The sequence below is a fragment of the Blautia sp. HCN-20427 genome, from assembly GCF_037890365.1.
GTDB lineage: Bacteria > Bacillota > Clostridia > Lachnospirales > Lachnospiraceae > Blautia.
Genome location: NZ_JBBKBX010000009.1, coordinates 60,416 through 76,525, shown reverse-complemented (window position 1 = coordinate 76,525; position 16,110 = coordinate 60,416). Strand labels below are relative to the sequence as shown.

Annotated in this window: 16 protein-coding genes and 1 tRNA gene; 14 read left to right on the top strand and 3 right to left on the bottom strand. The window is 42.6% G+C overall.

The window, feature by feature from the left end; genetic code table 11:
- From topA to WKT17_RS07425, 7 genes are all read left to right on the top strand, one after another.
- Positions 1-2,094 (top strand): type I DNA topoisomerase, encoded by a 2,094-nt coding sequence (gene topA, locus WKT17_RS07455; protein WP_173748675.1) that lies wholly within the window; start codon positions 1-3, stop codon positions 2,092-2,094.
- A gap of 245 nt (positions 2,095-2,339) precedes the next feature.
- Positions 2,340-3,143, top strand: a complete 804-nt coding sequence (codY, locus tag WKT17_RS07450) for a GTP-sensing pleiotropic transcriptional regulator CodY (RefSeq protein ID WP_173748674.1) — start codon at positions 2,340-2,342, stop codon at positions 3,141-3,143.
- A 294-nt stretch (positions 3,144-3,437) separates the two neighbouring features.
- Complete coding sequence (gene groES, locus WKT17_RS07445) at positions 3,438-3,722, top strand: co-chaperone GroES (protein WP_111920259.1); 285 nt, start codon at positions 3,438-3,440, stop codon at positions 3,720-3,722.
- Positions 3,723-3,786: 64 nt separating this feature from the next.
- Complete coding sequence (groL, locus tag WKT17_RS07440; protein WP_173748673.1) at positions 3,787-5,409, top strand: chaperonin GroEL; 1,623 nt, start codon at positions 3,787-3,789, stop codon at positions 5,407-5,409.
- Positions 5,410-5,529: 120 nt separating this feature from the next.
- Positions 5,530-6,030, top strand: a complete 501-nt coding sequence (locus WKT17_RS07435) for a DUF6106 family protein (RefSeq protein WP_173748672.1) — start codon at positions 5,530-5,532, stop codon at positions 6,028-6,030.
- Between the two features lie 59 nt (positions 6,031-6,089).
- Positions 6,090-7,544: an IMP dehydrogenase gene (gene guaB, locus WKT17_RS07430; protein ID WP_173748671.1), complete on the top strand. Its 1,455-nt coding sequence runs from the start codon at positions 6,090-6,092 to the stop codon at positions 7,542-7,544.
- Between the two features lie 170 nt (positions 7,545-7,714).
- Positions 7,715-8,452: a peptidoglycan recognition protein family protein gene (locus WKT17_RS07425; protein ID WP_340272176.1), complete on the top strand. Its 738-nt coding sequence runs from the start codon at positions 7,715-7,717 to the stop codon at positions 8,450-8,452.
- 94 nt (positions 8,453-8,546) lie between these two features.
- On the opposite strand, the gene WKT17_RS07420 is transcribed toward WKT17_RS07425, so the two are convergent.
- The 3 genes from WKT17_RS07420 to WKT17_RS07410 are packed head-to-tail and all read right to left on the bottom strand — an operon-like array spanning position 8,547 to position 10,488.
- Positions 8,547-9,407 (bottom strand): hypothetical protein, encoded by an 861-nt coding sequence (locus WKT17_RS07420; RefSeq protein WP_173748669.1) that lies wholly within the window; start codon positions 9,405-9,407, stop codon positions 8,547-8,549.
- Positions 9,401-10,099: an ABC transporter ATP-binding protein gene (locus WKT17_RS07415; RefSeq protein WP_173748667.1), complete on the bottom strand. Its 699-nt coding sequence runs from the start codon at positions 10,097-10,099 to the stop codon at positions 9,401-9,403. Before WKT17_RS07415 ends, WKT17_RS07420 begins: the two co-directional genes overlap by 7 nt.
- Entirely contained in the window at positions 10,096-10,488 is a 393-nt protein-coding gene (locus WKT17_RS07410; protein WP_173748665.1) for a GntR family transcriptional regulator, read from the bottom strand. The genes WKT17_RS07415 and WKT17_RS07410 overlap by 4 nt, the downstream gene beginning before the upstream one ends.
- Positions 10,489-10,646: 158 nt before the next feature.
- Between WKT17_RS07410 and WKT17_RS07405 the strand changes: the two genes are divergently transcribed.
- From WKT17_RS07405 to WKT17_RS07375, 7 genes are all read left to right on the top strand, one after another.
- Complete coding sequence (locus WKT17_RS07405; protein ID WP_291683248.1) at positions 10,647-11,411, top strand: nitroreductase family protein; 765 nt, start codon at positions 10,647-10,649, stop codon at positions 11,409-11,411.
- A 155-nt stretch (positions 11,412-11,566) separates the two neighbouring features.
- Positions 11,567-11,639: transfer RNA gene (locus WKT17_RS07400), tRNA-Gly, on the top strand.
- 137 nt (positions 11,640-11,776) lie between these two features.
- Entirely contained in the window at positions 11,777-12,115 is a 339-nt protein-coding gene (locus tag WKT17_RS07395) for a cyclic-di-AMP receptor (protein ID WP_173748661.1), read from the top strand.
- Between the two features lie 129 nt (positions 12,116-12,244).
- Entirely contained in the window at positions 12,245-12,631 is a 387-nt protein-coding gene (locus WKT17_RS07390; protein ID WP_173748659.1) for a 4Fe-4S binding protein, read from the top strand.
- Between the two features lie 117 nt (positions 12,632-12,748).
- The gene (locus tag WKT17_RS07385) at positions 12,749-13,663 is read left to right on the top strand and encodes an alpha/beta fold hydrolase (RefSeq protein WP_291683750.1); all 915 of its coding nucleotides are present in this window, start codon (positions 12,749-12,751) and stop codon (positions 13,661-13,663) included.
- A gap of 15 nt (positions 13,664-13,678) precedes the next feature.
- Positions 13,679-14,716: a serine hydrolase gene (locus tag WKT17_RS07380; protein WP_173748655.1), complete on the top strand. Its 1,038-nt coding sequence runs from the start codon at positions 13,679-13,681 to the stop codon at positions 14,714-14,716.
- Between the two features lie 110 nt (positions 14,717-14,826).
- Positions 14,827-16,035, top strand: a complete 1,209-nt coding sequence (locus WKT17_RS07375; protein WP_330026553.1) for a BMP family ABC transporter substrate-binding protein — start codon at positions 14,827-14,829, stop codon at positions 16,033-16,035.
- The last annotated feature ends 75 nt before the right edge of the window (positions 16,036-16,110 follow it).

The window sequence follows — 16,110 nt, the reverse complement described above, 5'->3', positions numbered from 1 at the left end:
ATGGCGAAATATCTAGTGATTGTAGAATCACCGGCAAAAGTAAAGACAATTAAAAAATTTCTGGGCTCTAATTATGAGGTAATGGCATCGAACGGTCATGTGCGGGATTTGCCGAAAAGCCAGCTTGGAATTGACGTAGAGCATGACTTTGAACCAAAATACATTACAATCCGGGGAAAAGGAGATATTCTGGCAGCGCTGAGAAAAGCGGCAAAAAAAGCGGATAAAGTTTATCTGGCAACGGACCCCGACCGGGAAGGAGAAGCAATTTCCTGGCACTTGTCCAACGCACTGAAGCTGGATGAGAAAAAAATGCGCAGAATTACCTTTAATGAGATTACCAAAACAGCGGTAAAAGCATCCATTAAACAGGCCAGAGACATTAAAATGGATTTGGTAGACGCTCAGCAGACCAGACGTATCCTGGACCGCATGGTGGGATATGAAATCAGTCCGGTATTGTGGGCAAAAGTAAAGAGAGGTCTCAGCGCAGGCCGCGTACAGTCTGTGGCGCTGCGGATTATCGGAGACAGGGAAGAAGAAATCAACAATTTCATTCCGGAAGAATACTGGTCTCTTGATGCAGAATTTTCTGTGGATGGAGAGAAAAAGCCGCTCGTTGCAAAATTCTATGGAAACAAAAATAAGAAGCTGGGCATTCATTCCAGAGAAGAACTGGACAAGATTTTAAAAGAACTGGATGGCGTGGATTACAAGGTAGCAGAGGTCAAAAAGGGCGAGAGAAGCAAAAAAGCTCCCCTTCCGTTTACCACCAGTACCCTGCAGCAGGAGGCGTCCAAGGTTCTGAACTTCTCCACACAGAAAACCATGCGCCTGGCACAGCAGCTATACGAAGGCGTGGACATTAAGGGCAGCGGCACCATTGGTATTATCACCTACCTGCGTACAGATTCCACCCGTATTTCCGAGGAAGCAGACGCAACAGCAAGAGAGTACATTATCTCTGAGTACGGAGAAGCTTATGCGGCTACTGCAGAAAAGAAAAATGACAGCAAAAAGAAAATTCAGGACGCTCATGAAGCCATTCGTCCAACAGATATCCGAAGACTTCCGCTGTCTGTAAAAGAATCGCTGTCCAGAGACCAGTACAGACTGTATCAGCTTATCTGGAAACGGTTTGCAGCCAGCAGAATGCAGCAGGCTGCTTATGAGACAACTTCTGTGAAAATCCAGGGAGGGGAATATTATTTTACAGTGGCTGCGTCAAAGCTGAAATTTGACGGTTTTATGGCTGTCTATACCCAGGACGAGGATGGCAAAGCAGAAACCCAGCTGTTAGTGAAAAGTATAGATGAAAATACAAAAATCGGTCTAAAGGGATTTAAGGAACAGCAACATTTTACCCAGCCGCCGGCTCATTACACAGAGGCCGCCCTTGTAAAAACGCTGGAAGAACTGGGTATCGGAAGGCCGAGTACCTATGCGCCAACCATTACCACTATCATAGCCAGACGGTATGTAGCAAAGGAAAATAAGAATCTGTACATGACAGAATTGGGAGAAGTAGTCAATAAGATTATGAAAGAGGCTTTCCCAAGTATTGTAGACGTAAACTTTACAGCCACTATGGAGGAACTTCTGGACTGTGTGGGAGAAGGCAAGGTAGAGTGGAAAACCGTAATCCGAAACTTCTATCCGGACTTAGATGAAGCCGTAAAGACAGCGCAGAAAGAACTGGAGCAGGTGAAGATTGAGGACGAGGTTACAGATGTTGTTTGTGAACAGTGCGGACGGAATATGGTTATTAAATACGGCCCCCATGGAAAATTCCTGGCATGTCCCGGTTTCCCGGACTGTAAGAATACCAAACCGTATCTGGAGAAAATAGGGGTAGCCTGTCCGCTCTGCGGCAAAGAGGTCGTGGTGAAGCGAAGCAAAAAAGGACGTCTGTATTACGGATGTGAAAACAATCCGGAATGTGAGTTCATGTCCTGGCAGAAGCCGTCAAAAGAGAAGTGTCCGTCCTGTGGAGGCTATATGCTGGAAAAAGGCAGTAAACTGGTATGTGCGGACGAGCACTGCGGTTATGTAATGATGAAACCAAAAGAAACCGCAGAAGCGCCAAATAAATAAAAAGAATGAGACAGCCTGGCGTCTGAATCCACGTCAGGCTGTTTTTCTGCCATTGGTTAAGCTTCATTGTTTCAGTAATAGGAATTATTAGAAAAACTATAGAAAAGACTGAAAATAGCAAAACTACACGTTGCTTTAAAGAATATTGTATGTTAAAATGGTTAGAAGAAGAGGATTCGTAACGGTAATTTATGATTTTGCCACCGGAACAGACACTATGAGGTAAAAAGGAGAGGAGGTTCGCCATGAGCGTACAATTATTAGACAAGACTAGAAAAATCAATAAACTTCTTCACAACAACCACGCATCAAAGGTACTTTTCAATGATATCTGTGAGGTTATGGTAGAGACATTAGATTCCAACATTCTGGTCATGAGCAGGAAGGGAAAAGTCCTGGGTGTGGGAACCTGCCCCGGCATAGAGCGTATTACGGAATTGATAGACAGTGAGGTAGGGGGCTATATTGATAAACTTTTAAATGAAAGACTGCTGGGAGTGCTGTCTACAAAAGAAAATGTAAATCTGCAGACACTGGGATTTGAAGGCCAGCAGATTGGACAGTATATGGCCATTATCAGTCCCATTGATATTGCGGGAGAGCGTCTGGGAACACTGTTCATGTACCGCAGCCAGAAACCATATGATATTGAAGACATTATTGTCAGTGAATATGGAACAACGGTTGTGGGGCTGGAGATGATGCGTTCTGTGCATGAGGAAAATGCAGAGGAGAACCGGAAAATTCAGGTGGTAAAATCAGCTTTTAATACCTTGTCTTTTTCAGAACTGGAAGCGATTATTCATATTTTTGACGAACTGGATGGCGATGAGGGAATCCTGGTAGCCAGCAAAATTGCAGACAGAGTGGGGATTACCCGTTCCGTTATTGTGAATGCACTGCGGAAATTTGAAAGCGCCGGAGTCATTGAATCACGTTCCTCCGGTATGAAGGGGACTTATATCAAGGTATTAAATGAAGTGATTTTCGACGAACTGGAAGAAATCAAGAAACGGAAGCTGGTAAAAAAAGCAGTAACAGAACCGTAAACAGGGCTGACGCTTAAAAGAGCCGAGAAAAATTCTGTGGGATTTGCAGAAGGCTGTTTTAGGCGGCAGCTTTTTGTTTATAAACTAAATATAAAATCTGCACAAAAAAGAAAAAGTGAAATATAGTGAGAAAATAAATGAAAATAAGAGATATAAAGAGTAAAGTGGGAGAAATAGGTTCATGTATCCGCTTGCGAAAATGTCTTAAATTAACTAATATATGACTATCGGTTAGCACTCGATAGAAATGAGTGCTAATAACAAAAGACAGGAATGATTAAGGAGGAAATAGATATGAAGTTAGTACCATTAGGAGACAGAGTTGTATTAAAACAGTTAGTTGCAGAAGAGACAACCAAATCAGGTATTGTACTGCCGGGTCAGGCTCAGGAAAAACCACAGCAGGCAGAAGTTGTTGCAGTTGGTCCTGGCGGAGTTGTAGACGGAAAAGAAGTGAAAATGGAAGTTGCAGCAGGCGACCAGGTTATCTATTCCAAATATGCCGGAACAGAGGTAAAACTGGACGGAGAAGAATATATCATTGTAAAGCAGAACGATATTCTGGCTGTAGTAAAATAAACTTTGCAAACAGATAAGAAAAGACAACAGTAAATTTAAAGATTAATTTAGGAGGAATGTCATCATGGCAAAGGAAATTAAATATGGAGCAGAGGCAAGAGCAGCCCTGGAAGCTGGCGTAAATAAATTAGCAGATACTGTAAGAGTAACTTTAGGACCAAAAGGAAGAAACGTAGTTCTGGATAAATCTTTCGGCGCACCATTAATCACAAACGACGGTGTTACGATTGCAAAAGAAATCGAACTGGAAGACGGCTTTGAAAACATGGGCGCACAGCTTATCAAAGAAGTTGCTGCAAAGACCAATGATGTAGCTGGTGACGGTACTACAACTGCTACTGTTCTGGCTCAGGCTATGGTTCACGAAGGAATGAAAAACCTGGCTGCAGGCGCAAACCCGATTATCTTGAGAAAAGGTATGAAAAAAGCTACAGAAGCAGCAGTGGAAGCTATCCAGAATATGAGTTCTAACATTGAAGGCAGAGACCAGATTGCAAGAGTTGCAGCCATTTCTGCAGGTGATGACGAAGTTGGCGAAATGGTAGCAGAAGCTATGGAAAAAGTCAGCAAAGACGGTGTTATCACAATCGAAGAATCCAAAACAATGAAAACAGAACTGGATTTAGTAGAAGGTATGCAGTTTGACCGCGGTTATATTTCTGCATACATGGCTACAGACATGGACAAAATGGAAACCGTTTTGGATGATCCATACATTTTGATTACAGATAAGAAAATCTCAAACATTCAGGATTTGCTTCCGGTTCTGGAACAGATTGTAAAGACTGGCGCAAAGCTTCTGATTATTGCAGAAGACATTGAAGGTGAAGCGTTAACTACTTTAATCGTAAACAAATTAAGAGGAACCTTCTCTGTATGTGCAGTGAAAGCTCCGGGATACGGGGACAGAAGAAAAGAAATGCTCAAAGATATTGCAGTTTTGACAAACGGTACTGTGATTTCTGATGAACTGGGACTGGAATTAAAAGACGTAACCATGGAACAGTTAGGCCGTGCAAAATCTGTGAAAGTACAGAAAGAAACTACGGTTATCGTAGACGGTCTTGGCGATAAAGAAGAAATCGCTGCAAGAGTTGCTCAGATTAAACACCAGATTGCTGAGACAACATCTGAATTTGATAAAGAAAAACTGCAGGAGAGACTTGCAAAACTGGCTGGCGGTGTTGCTGTTATCCGCGTAGGCGCTGCAACAGAGACAGAGATGAAAGAAGCAAAACTTCGTATGGAGGATGCTTTAAACGCAACAAGAGCAGCAGTAGAAGAAGGTATTATTGCAGGCGGCGGTTCTGCTTATATCCATGCTTCCAAAGAAGTGGCTAAAGTTGTAGATACTCTGGAAGGTGATGAAAAGACAGGCGCTAAAGTTGTTCTGAAAGCTCTGGAAGCTCCGCTGTTCCACATTGCAGCAAATGCAGGTCTGGAAGGCGCTGTGATTATCAATAAAGTCAGAGAATCCGAAGTTGGTACAGGATTTGATGCTTTACATGAAGAATATGTAGACATGGTGAAAAAAGGTATTTTGGACCCTGCAAAAGTTACAAGAAGTGCACTGCAGAACGCAACAAGCGTTGCAGGTACATTACTGACAACAGAATCTGTTGTTTCCACAATTAAGGAAGAAACTCCGGCTATGCCGGCAGGCGCTCCAGGAATGGGAATGATGTAAATAAAAAAGGAAAAGCCGGTGTTCAAAAGTTGGAACACCGGCTTTTCCTTTCTTGCAACCCCGGTTTATTTGTGCTACACTACTTATCAGAATACATAGGAAATATAGGAGGAACTTGAGATGACAGACTTGTATTCAGAGCTGCTTATTAAAAAAGAGCAGACTGGAAAAGACAAGGCCATTAAGATCCTGATGATTGCAGCCATTGCCATTACGGCTGCAGCGGGGCTGCTTATTCCCATTGCATGGATTTTAACACTGGCGCTTGGAATCGCGGCATACTTCATTCTTCCAAAGCTGGATTTGGAATATGAGTATGTATTTGTAAATGGAGAATTGGATATTGATAAGATTATGTCCAAGGCTAAAAGAAAACGTGCCCAAAGCTTTGATTTGGGCAAAATGGATATTATGGCACCGGTGAATTCCCACAGACTGGAATACCAGAATCATAATACCAGAGCAAAGGTGCTGGATTTTTCTTCGGGAAATCCCAATCACAAAGTATTTGCAATGTTTATTCCAGATGAAAAAGAACTGTATAAAGTCCTGCTTGAGCCGGATGCCCAGCTTCTTGAAAACATTCAGAAAAGCTGTCCGCGCAAAGTTTTTTTAGATTGACAGGCTTGTCGTAATTTGTTATATTACTATACTATAAATGAAACGAAGGGAGAACAGAAATGGGTAAGATTATTGGTGAAGGCATTACTTTTGACGACGTGCTGTTAGTTCCTGCATATTCAGAGGTAATACCGAATCAGGTTGAATTGGCAACATGGCTGACAAAAAAAGTAAAATTGAATATTCCGATGATGAGTGCAGGTATGGATACTGTTACAGAACACCGGATGGCAATTGCCATGGCAAGACAGGGCGGTATTGGTATTATCCACAAAAATATGACAATTGAGGAACAGGCAGAAGAGGTAGATAAGGTAAAACGTTCTGAAAACGGTGTTATCACAGACCCATTCTATTTATCACCGGAACATACACTGGCAGACGCCAATGACCTTATGGCAAAATTCCGCATTTCAGGTGTTCCTATTACAGAAGGAAAAAAACTGGTTGGTATTATTACAAACCGTGATTTAAAGTTTGAAGAAGATTTCTCCAGAAAAATCAAAGAATGTATGACTTCTGAAAATCTGGTAACTGCAAAAGAAGGTGTAACCCTGGAAGAAGCCAAGAAAATCCTTGCAAAATCCAGAAAAGAAAAACTTCCTATTGTAGACGACAACTTCAATTTAAAAGGACTTATTACTATTAAAGACATTGAAAAACAGATTAAATATCCGCTTTCCGCAAAAGATGAGCAGGGAAGACTGCTGTGCGGCGCTGCGGTTGGTATTACTGCAAATGTTATGGCCAGAGTCGATGCGCTGGTAAATGCCAGAGTGGATGTAATTGTAGTAGATTCTGCACATGGACATTCTGCAAATATTTTAAAGGCTGTACGCGAAATCAAAGAAAAATATCCGGATTTACAGTTAATCGCAGGTAATGTGGCTACAGGTGCAGCAACAAAAGCCTTGATTGAGGCTGGTGTAGATGCTGTTAAGGTAGGAATCGGTCCTGGTTCTATCTGTACTACCCGTGTAGTTGCAGGTATTGGTGTGCCGCAGATTACCGCGGTTATGGACTGCTACGCAGTAGCAAAAGAATATGGAATTCCAATTATTGCAGACGGTGGAATCAAATATTCCGGAGATATGACAAAAGCCATTGCAGCAGGCGCTAATGTATGTATGATGGGAAGTATCTTTGCAGGCTGTGATGAAAGCCCTGGAGATTTTGAACTGTATCAGGGAAGAAAATACAAAGTTTACAGAGGCATGGGTTCTATTTCCGCTATGGAAAACGGAAGCAAAGACCGTTACTTCCAGCAGGACGCAAAGAAACTGGTGCCGGAAGGCGTAGAAGGCCGTGTGGCATACAAAGGCCATGTGGAAGATACGGTATTCCAGCTTATCGGAGGTCTTCGTTCCGGTATGGGATATTGCGGTGCAAAGGACATTGAAACTCTGAAAGAAAGCGGACAGTTTGTCAAGATTTCTGCAGCTTCCTTAAAAGAGTCACATCCTCATGATATCCATATTACAAAAGAAGCTCCTAACTATAGTATAGACGAATAAGAAATACCGCATGAATTTGCAGCAGGAAGCAGGTTCATGCGGTATTTTTTGGCAGCATAAACAAAATATCTGTGTTCTATTGACATAAAATTTGTATTTGCGTATCATAGGATTTATAACAACAGGCAGGAAAAACGGAAAAGCAGAACACAGAAAGGACAAAAGAGAAAATGTTTGGCAGAAAGAAACAGGAAGAGTCGGCTGATTTTGAGAGCAGAAGAGCATTGCGCCGTCAAAGACGAAAGCGGGAAAGACGCCGCCATATATTGCTGTTTATTGCAGCTATTTGCACCGTTCTTCTGCTGTTTTTATTGGTCAGTCAGATAAAAGAAAAAATAGAAGAGAGAAGGCTTTTAAAGGCAAGAAATGAATCTTTTGTGGGAGCGCCGCCTTTTGAGGTGGATTTGCTGGACGTCAATGAATATTCCAGACCGGGAACTCCTCTGGAAAAAGTCAAAGGAATTGTGGTGCATTACACTGCAAATCCAGGGACAACGGCGAAAAACAACCGGGATTACTTTCAGGGGTTAAAAGACAGTCATGAGACAAAGGCAAGCAGCCATTTTGTGGTGGGAATTGAGGGGGAAATTGTACAGTGTATCCCCAGCTCTGAGATTGCATATGCTTCCAATTCCAGAAATGAAGATACCTTGTCCATTGAATGCTGTCATGTAGATGAGTCCGGCGCTTTTACTGATGCCACCTACATTTCCCTGGTACGGCTTACCGGATGGCTCTGCTACCGCTTTAACCTTACTTCTGAAGATGTGATTCGCCATTATGATGTGACCGGGAAAAACTGTCCCAAGTATTATGTGGAACATCCGGATAAGTGGCAGGAGTTCAAAAAAGATGTGGATAAGCAGATTCAGGAAGTGGAAAAGGAAGCAAAGGCTGAGGGAAAATAGAAAGTTAAAGAAATTTATAAAAAGCAGGCAGAAACGGGAGAGTCCCGCACATCTGCCTGTTTTTTGTCTGCAGCATTCCGGAAATAAGGAATGTTTACTCCAGATTCAGTTTTTTGGAAAGAATGTATCGGCTGCCAAGGAAAAATAAAACTGCAAATACCAGATCCCAGGCAAGGGAAAATCCCATTAGAGCCAGTTCATTGCCTCCAAGGGAGGTTTGCGTTATCACAGAACCGTCTGTTCCGGAAGAAACCATGGTAGTGAAAGGATTCAGTCCAGGAATCAGAAAACAGAGCAGAGTCCGGATGACAGAGAGACCAATATTAATACCAAAGAAGGAAACAATGGCTCCCAGAACTTTGTGCGTTTTAAACAGGCTGCCCAGGCAGAGTGCAAAAAACAGCAAAGTGGTGTAATAGGCAAAAAACTGAACCAAAGCATCCAGTATGGTAAGAATCATCAAAGTCTGTTCTTCGATTCCGGTAAAGCCGCTGAGTACATCCAGCAGAGATTTCAGGTCATTCACCATCCAGGACAAGGTATCTTTGTAGGTAACCAGTATCAGAATGGAAAGAGTGACGCACAGAATATCCAGCACGGACCAGGTACAGAAAACCAGGATTTTAGAAAAAAGCAGTTTTCCCGGAGATACGGGCAGTGTGTGTGTCAGGTATCCTTCATCTGAAAACAGGCTCTTCTGCATACGGGCAGCCAGATACACGAAGGTAGCAATCATGATGGCAAAGATAAACAGAACAAAGCCAAGAACGTAAAGCATACCTACAATGCCAAAAACCTGAGCAGAATCTTCGGTTATAACATGGCTGGCACTTTGGGACATGGCAATGGAAATACCGATTCGTCCGATTAATGTATAGAAAAGAAGTATCCCGTGAAGAATAAACAAAAGCAGGGAAACGGATTTCCAGTCATATTTAAACAATTTTTTTAACATTTGAACACCTCCCGGAATAAAGTATCCACGGATTTTCCCTGTTGGAAGCGAATATTTTCCACACTGTCTGTAAGCCGGATTCGTCCGTTTTGGATAAAGACCACGTCATCCAGTATGTTTTCTACATCGGAAATCAAGTGAGTGGAAATGAGAATCGTGGCATTTTCATCATAATTATTAAGAATGGTAGAGAGAATGTAATCTCTTGTGGCAGGGTCTACACCGGCAATGGGCTCGTCCAGACAGTAAAGACTGGCCCGGCGGCTCATAACCAGAATCAGCTGTACCTTTTCTTTGGTTCCCTTGGACATGGAGCGAAGCTGGTCGGAAGGATTGATATTCAGCTTCTGCAGCATATCATAGGCCCGGCTTTTATCAAAATCCTCATAAAAATCCCGAAAATAATCAATGATATCACAGACCTTCATCCAGGAATTCAGATAGGTACGTTCGGGAAGGTAAGAGACGATCTTTTTGGTTTCCACTCCGGGAGTTCGTCCATCTACAAAAATGCGTCCTTCGCTGGGAGTCAGAAGTCCATTGAGCAGTTTGATGAGTGTAGTTTTGCCGCTGCCGTTAGGACCCAGAAGACCAATGATTTTTCCGCGCTCCAGGGAAAGATTCAGGCTGTCTAAAGCGGTTTTTGTGCCATAGCGCTTCGTTAAATTTTGACATTCCAAAATGGGTTTCATGTGTAATCCTCCTTTTTTGTTTCTTTTTCTTCTTCATCTGCCTGCTGAATCAGCTGCAGGGTGGTTTCTTTGTCAAAACCAATGTTTCTCATTTTTTCCAGAAATTCTCTGACCTGCTCAGAGGCCAGTTCTGTCTTGATTTTTTCTATCATAGTTAATTCCTCCGTGACAAAACGTCCGCTGGTTCTCTGACTGAAAAGCAGTCCGGTTCGTTCAAGCTCGGACAGAGCCTTCTGCATGGTATTTGGATTAACGCCGGCATCCTGAGCCAGATCTCTTACAGAAGGAAGCTTTGAGCCGGGGGGATAGATACCGGAAATAATGTCCAGGGTTATGCGTTCCATAAGCTGAGCATAGATGGGACGTTCAGAATTCAGGTTCCATGACATAAAGAATACACCTCCTAACCAATGTATTATTGTACTAATTGCTTAATACAATAATACATACGAGAAGAGCAAATGTCAATAGAAATTTTAGAAAATAAGCATTGCAATTCAAATTATATATGTTACAATATTGTTACAAATAAGCTGAGGGTGAGAATATGAATTTATATGAAGCAATTTTTTTAAGAAAATCTGTACGCAGCTATGAAATGGAGCCTGTGAACAGCGAAATTCTGCAGGAACTCAGGGAGTTTTATGAGCAGATTGAAGGATTGAATCCCGGTATCCGCACAGATATTTCTATTATAGACAATACGAAGGGGCAAAATAAGAGGATTCACTTTCTGGGCGTGAAAGCACCTTATTATATTTCTTTTTATTCAGAAGAAAAGGATTTGGCTCAGATGAATGCAGGTTATATTATGGAACAGCTTGCGCTCTTTTTATGTACCAAAGGGCTTGGAACCTGTTTTTTGGGCAGTGTAAAGCCGAAGATGGGAAACCCGCACAAAGGCAGCTTAAAATTCATGATTACCATGGCTTTTGGGAAGAGCAAAGGAAGCTATACAAGAAAAGCCGTAGACGCAAAGCGGATGGATTTAAAAGAGTTATGTGTTTATAAAGAAGTGCCGAGGCAGTGGATGAAGCAGCTTTTAGAGGCAGCCCGCCTGGCTCCGTCCAGCATGAACAGCCAGCCCTGGCGTTTTGTTGTGTATGATAACCGGATTCATGTGTTTGCCAAAAAGCATACTGTGAGTCACATGGGGAAATATGAAGAAATGAATTTTGGCATTATGTTTTCGCATCTTATGGTAGTGGCAGAAGAATTGTGGTTGGATGTGGACCTGATTCGGCTGGAAGATATTACTCATAAGAATTTTCCGAACAATCAATATGTGCTCAGCGCTATTTTGCGTACCTGAAGCGGGATGCTGCGGTTAAGCAATATCCCGTTTGGCTCTTGTTTTTGTAAGGTTCAGAAAATGAGTTAAAAAAATTTTAAAATTATAGTTGACAAACAAAAAGTTTTATAGTATATTATGTCTTGTGCTTGAGATAACACCTCAAAACACAATATGCGCGAGTGGCTCAGTTGGTGGAGCGCGACCTTGCCAAGGTCGAGGCCGCGGGTTCGAGTCCCGTCTCGCGCTTTTTTGTATAAAAGTTCCTGGGATACAGGGGCTTTTTTGTTTTGCCTAAAGATGTAAAATGTGGTATAATAAGCCTCATAGAAAAATACCTGTGCACAAACAGGCAGAATCCGAAAGGATGAAGGAGGTATGGGCTTATGAAAATGATATTTGCCATTGTACGAAAAGAAGACGAAGGATTTGTGATAGAGCGGTTGAATAAAGAGAAAATCAGCATAACAAAGCTGTCCAGTACCGGTGGATTTCTGAGAAAAGGCAATGCCACACTGATGATTGGTACGGAAGATGAAAAAGTGGATACTGTCCTGGAAATTATTAAGGAAGAGTGTTCCAGAAGAAAAGAAGTCATGATTACGCCGTCTTATTCAGCCGGAAGCAAGGGACCTGTTCTGGGATATGCTGCACCTCCGGTTACCATTGACGTGGGCGGTGCCACAGTATTTATTGTGAATGTAGAACAGTTCTTAAAACTGTAGAGAGAAGTTATAAGATATAGGAAAATCTTCTTGAGAAATCGCCGATAAAATGGTAAAATTATCAGATGATAACAACCTGAAATGCGCTGTGCGCATACAAATTTTATCACGAAAGCGGAGGATTTTACCATGAAAAAACTGAAAGTTGTAAAAGGTGCAAAATGTATGGCATGTCTGGAGTGTGTGAGAGCATGTTCTCAGAGTTTTTATAAGGAGTTTGACCCGGACAAGTCCTGTATCCAGATTATTGACAAAAAGGGCGATGCAAAGCCTATGGTATGTGTACAGTGCGGCAAATGTGCGAAAGCCTGTCCGGAAGGCGCAATTACACAGAATGCCAAGGGCGTATACATGATCAACAAGAAGAACTGTACAGGATGTGGCAAATGTGTAGAAGCCTGTCCATTTGGCGTTATGGTAAAAGCAGAAGAATCACCGGTGAGCAGCAAGTGTATTGCATGTGGTATCTGTGCAAAAGCCTGTCCGGCAGATGTTCTGGAGATCGTAGAAGATTAATTAAGACACGGAAGGGGCTGGCGCTTTTGAGGCATACGTTGTATGCATAGGAAGCGCCGGTTCTTTTTAGGTTTTGAAAGAGTTCGTGAGAAAAATTAAGGGAATGGAGGCGATTTGATGATACAAAATACAGCAGAACTCATTTCCAAACAGGATGGGCTTACCCTGTCTGTGCTTTGGACAGAGCCGGAGAAAAAGGTAAGAGGTGTAGTACAGATTTCTCATGGTATGAGTGAACATAAAGAAAGATATCTTCCTTTCATGAAATTTCTGGCAGGACATGGATATGCGGCTGTGATTCACGACCACAGAGGGCATGGAGGCAGCGTAAGGGAAAAAGAAGACCTGGGATATTTTTATAATACAAAAGAAAAAGGAATTATAGAAGATTTACATCAGGTTACCAGGTGGGCAAAAGATAGGTTTGCAGGTCTGCCCTTTTATATGCTGGGACACAGTATGGGAACATTAGTGGCCAGGAATTACCTGAAACAGTATGATGAAGAACTGGATAAACTGGTTCTTACAGGGCCTCCCAGCAAAAATCCGGCAGTGGATGCAGGGCTTTGGCTGGCAAAAGTCCAGAAAAAGCTAAGAGGCGGCAGTTACAGGAGCAAAGAAATTCAGCTGCTGGCCTTCGGACCGTTTGCGTCCAGATTCAGGAAAGAAGGAAGTCCTTCTGCATGGATATGTTCAGATGAAAAAGTGGTAGAAGCCTATGACCAATCTCCGCTTTGCGGCTTTGTGTTTACCGCAGATGGATTTGAGAGTCTGTTTCATCTGATGAAAAGCGCCTATAGCAAAAAAGGATGGAATGTCAGAAACCAAAAGCTTCCCATATTGTTTCTGGGAGGCGAGGAAGACCCCTGTATTGGAAACGGCAGAAAATTTGTGCAGGAACTGCAGTTTTTGAAAGCAGTGGGGTATCAGAAGGTGACGGGAAAAAGATATCCGGGCATGCGCCATGAGATTCTCAATGAACAGGGGAAAGAAGAAGTTTTTAGAAATATTTTGCAATATCTGGAAAAATAGAGGGAGCACAGAAAGATGACGGAAGAACAGGAACGGTTAAGACGCCGTAGAAAAAAGGCAATGCTGAGACGGCAGATACTGAAAAAGAGAATAGCTTTGACAGTAATTGCCCTGGCAGGGGTAGGCGTTGGCATTTACAGTGCCTGTGTGATAAGGGCGGAAAAAGCAGAGCAGAAAGAAATCCAGCAGAAGAAAGAGGAACAGGCTGCCAAAGAAAAGGCAGAGGAAGAAAGAAAACAAGAACGTAAGGATGCGCATCAGGAAGCGGAAGAAGAGCAGGTGCAGGTTATGGAAAACCTAAAGGAAGATGTGGAAAACCTGTTGAGTGATTTTTCCGGCGAGTGGAGCGTTTATATTCAGGAAATGAATTATGACAACGAAATCGTCGTGAATAATACTCCCATGTATCCGGCAAGTCTGATAAAGCTCTTTGCAATGGCGGCGTCTTATGAAAATATGGGAGAAATACTGGAGCATGAGAAAGCGTATGCGGACAGTGAAGAGGCAGCGGTAGAAGAGGTGGGAAGACTGTTAGAAGAAATGATTACAGTGTCAGATAATGAAGCATACAATGAACTGGTGAAACTACAGTCGGCGGACCGGGATTTTACAGAAGCCTGCAGTAAAATCAATGCATATCTTGAAGAAAACGGTTTTGAGGATACAGAGGTACATACAACGCTTCATCCTGCTTATTCCAGCTTTGATTCGGACAATGGAGGCGATAACGTTACAACGGTAAAGGACTGCGGAAAGCTGCTGGAACAGATTTATAAGGGAAGCTGCATAAGTCAGGAAAAATCCGCAAGTATGCTGCATTTGCTTTTGAAACAGGAAAATACGGTAAAAATACCGGGAGGACTGCCAAAGGGAACGAAGGTAGCCAATAAAACGGGAGAAACCTCGGATGTACAGCATGATGTGGCGATTGTATACGGAGAAGAAACAGATTTTATCCTGTGTATTATGACCCGGGAATTTGACAGTGAGGAAGGCGTTTACAGCGACATGCATGAACTTTCTCAAATGGTATATGAAACTCTGAACCCATAGAAAACCGAAAAATGCGGTTGAAAAATAAATTATATGGTGCTATCATGTAGTTTCATGGATAGTTTTTGTAAAATGGTCTATGATAACATTAAAACTTTAGGAGGAAAATCATGAAGAAGAAAATCTTAGGTGTGTTACTTTCTCTTGCCATGGTTGGAACATTAATGGCAGGCTGCGGACAGCAGCAGGGGGCGGAAGACCAAAATGCTTCCAAGACAGACAGCGCACAGACAGAAGAAAGTGCGGATGCAGGAGAGGACAAAGAAGATGGAAAAAGCAACTTTGCACCGGTAGCAAAGGAAGATTTAAAAGTAGGCGTTATTCACATTGGCGATCCTGCAGACGGCTCCGGATACAGCTACGCTCATGACCAGGGAATCGTAGAGATGCAGAAGGAACTGGGGCTGGAAGACAGCCAGATTATCAGAAAAAACAACATTCCTGATGCAGACCCGACTATGACTGAACAGGCTATGAGAGAGTGTATCGAAGAAGGATGCCAGATTATCTTTGCAACCAGCTTTAACTACATGGATACCTGCGAAGCTCTGGCAGAAGAATATCCGGATGTTATTTTCTCACATGGTACAGGCTATAAATCAAACGACACAAACTTCAATAACTATTTCGGAAGAATTTATCAGGCCAGATATTTATCCGGTATTGTAGCAGGTATGAAAACAGAAACAAACAAAATCGGTTATGTAGCAGCTATGGGTTCTGAAAACTCAGAAGTAACCGGAGGTGCAGATGCGTTTGCTATTGGTGTTGCAGAAGTAAATCCGGATGCACAGGTTTATGTAAAAGTAACAAACAGCTGGCTTTCTCCAACAGAAGAAACCAATGCGGCAAAAGCTCTGATTGCAGAGGGCTGTGACGTTATCGGACAGCACTGCGATACTCCAAATCCACAGACTGAGGCAGAATCTGCAGGCGTATGGGGCGTTGGATATAACTCTGATATGATGAATGATGCGCCGAAAGCAACTCTGACTTCCGTTGTCTGGAACTGGGGGGTGTACTATACACAGGCTGTACAAAAAGTTATTGACGGAACCTGGACATCTGAAAACTACTTTGGCGGCATGGATGACGGTCTGGTAGACATCACTCCGTTAAATGAAGATATCGTTGCACCTGGCACACAGGAAAAAGTAGAGGAAGCCAGAAAGAAAATTGTAGAAGACGGCTTTAACGTATTTGACGGTGTTCTGGAAACGAATGACGGTAAAACCGTAGGAGAAGAAGGAAAAACTTTAGATGATGCGACTATTACAGGCGGTATCAACTGGTATTACAAGAATATTGTAGTAAAATAAAAATGATAGAAGAAGGTGTTGAGACGAAAGTTGAAGCACCTTCTTTTTGCCCTGTGAAAAAGCAGAAAAGCCCTT

Excerpts from the sequence above, each read along its gene's own strand:
- groL (WP_173748673.1), top strand. The coding sequence starts at position 3,787 with ATGGCAAAGGAAATTAAATATGGAGCAGAGGCAAGAGCAGCCCTGGAA.
- WKT17_RS07385 (WP_291683750.1), top strand. The coding sequence starts at position 12,749 with ATGATACAAAATACAGCAGAACTCATTTCCAAACAGGATGGGCTTACC.
- WKT17_RS07405 (WP_291683248.1), top strand. The coding sequence starts at position 10,647 with ATGAATTTATATGAAGCAATTTTTTTAAGAAAATCTGTACGCAGCTAT.
- WKT17_RS07390 (WP_173748659.1), top strand. The coding sequence starts at position 12,245 with ATGAAAAAACTGAAAGTTGTAAAAGGTGCAAAATGTATGGCATGTCTG.
- guaB (WP_173748671.1), top strand. The coding sequence starts at position 6,090 with ATGGGTAAGATTATTGGTGAAGGCATTACTTTTGACGACGTGCTGTTA.
- WKT17_RS07435 (WP_173748672.1), top strand. The coding sequence starts at position 5,530 with ATGACAGACTTGTATTCAGAGCTGCTTATTAAAAAAGAGCAGACTGGA.
- WKT17_RS07415 (WP_173748667.1), bottom strand. The coding sequence starts at position 10,099 with ATGAAACCCATTTTGGAATGTCAAAATTTAACGAAGCGCTATGGCACA.
- WKT17_RS07395 (WP_173748661.1), top strand. The coding sequence starts at position 11,777 with ATGAAAATGATATTTGCCATTGTACGAAAAGAAGACGAAGGATTTGTG.
- topA (WP_173748675.1), top strand. The coding sequence starts at position 1 with ATGGCGAAATATCTAGTGATTGTAGAATCACCGGCAAAAGTAAAGACA.
- WKT17_RS07425 (WP_340272176.1), top strand. The coding sequence starts at position 7,715 with ATGTTTGGCAGAAAGAAACAGGAAGAGTCGGCTGATTTTGAGAGCAGA.
- WKT17_RS07420 (WP_173748669.1), bottom strand. The coding sequence starts at position 9,407 with ATGTTAAAAAAATTGTTTAAATATGACTGGAAATCCGTTTCCCTGCTT.
- groES (WP_111920259.1), top strand. The coding sequence starts at position 3,438 with ATGAAGTTAGTACCATTAGGAGACAGAGTTGTATTAAAACAGTTAGTT.
- codY (WP_173748674.1), top strand. The coding sequence starts at position 2,340 with ATGAGCGTACAATTATTAGACAAGACTAGAAAAATCAATAAACTTCTT.
- WKT17_RS07380 (WP_173748655.1), top strand. The coding sequence starts at position 13,679 with ATGACGGAAGAACAGGAACGGTTAAGACGCCGTAGAAAAAAGGCAATG.
- WKT17_RS07410 (WP_173748665.1), bottom strand. The coding sequence starts at position 10,488 with ATGTCATGGAACCTGAATTCTGAACGTCCCATCTATGCTCAGCTTATG.
- WKT17_RS07375 (WP_330026553.1), top strand. The coding sequence starts at position 14,827 with ATGAAGAAGAAAATCTTAGGTGTGTTACTTTCTCTTGCCATGGTTGGA.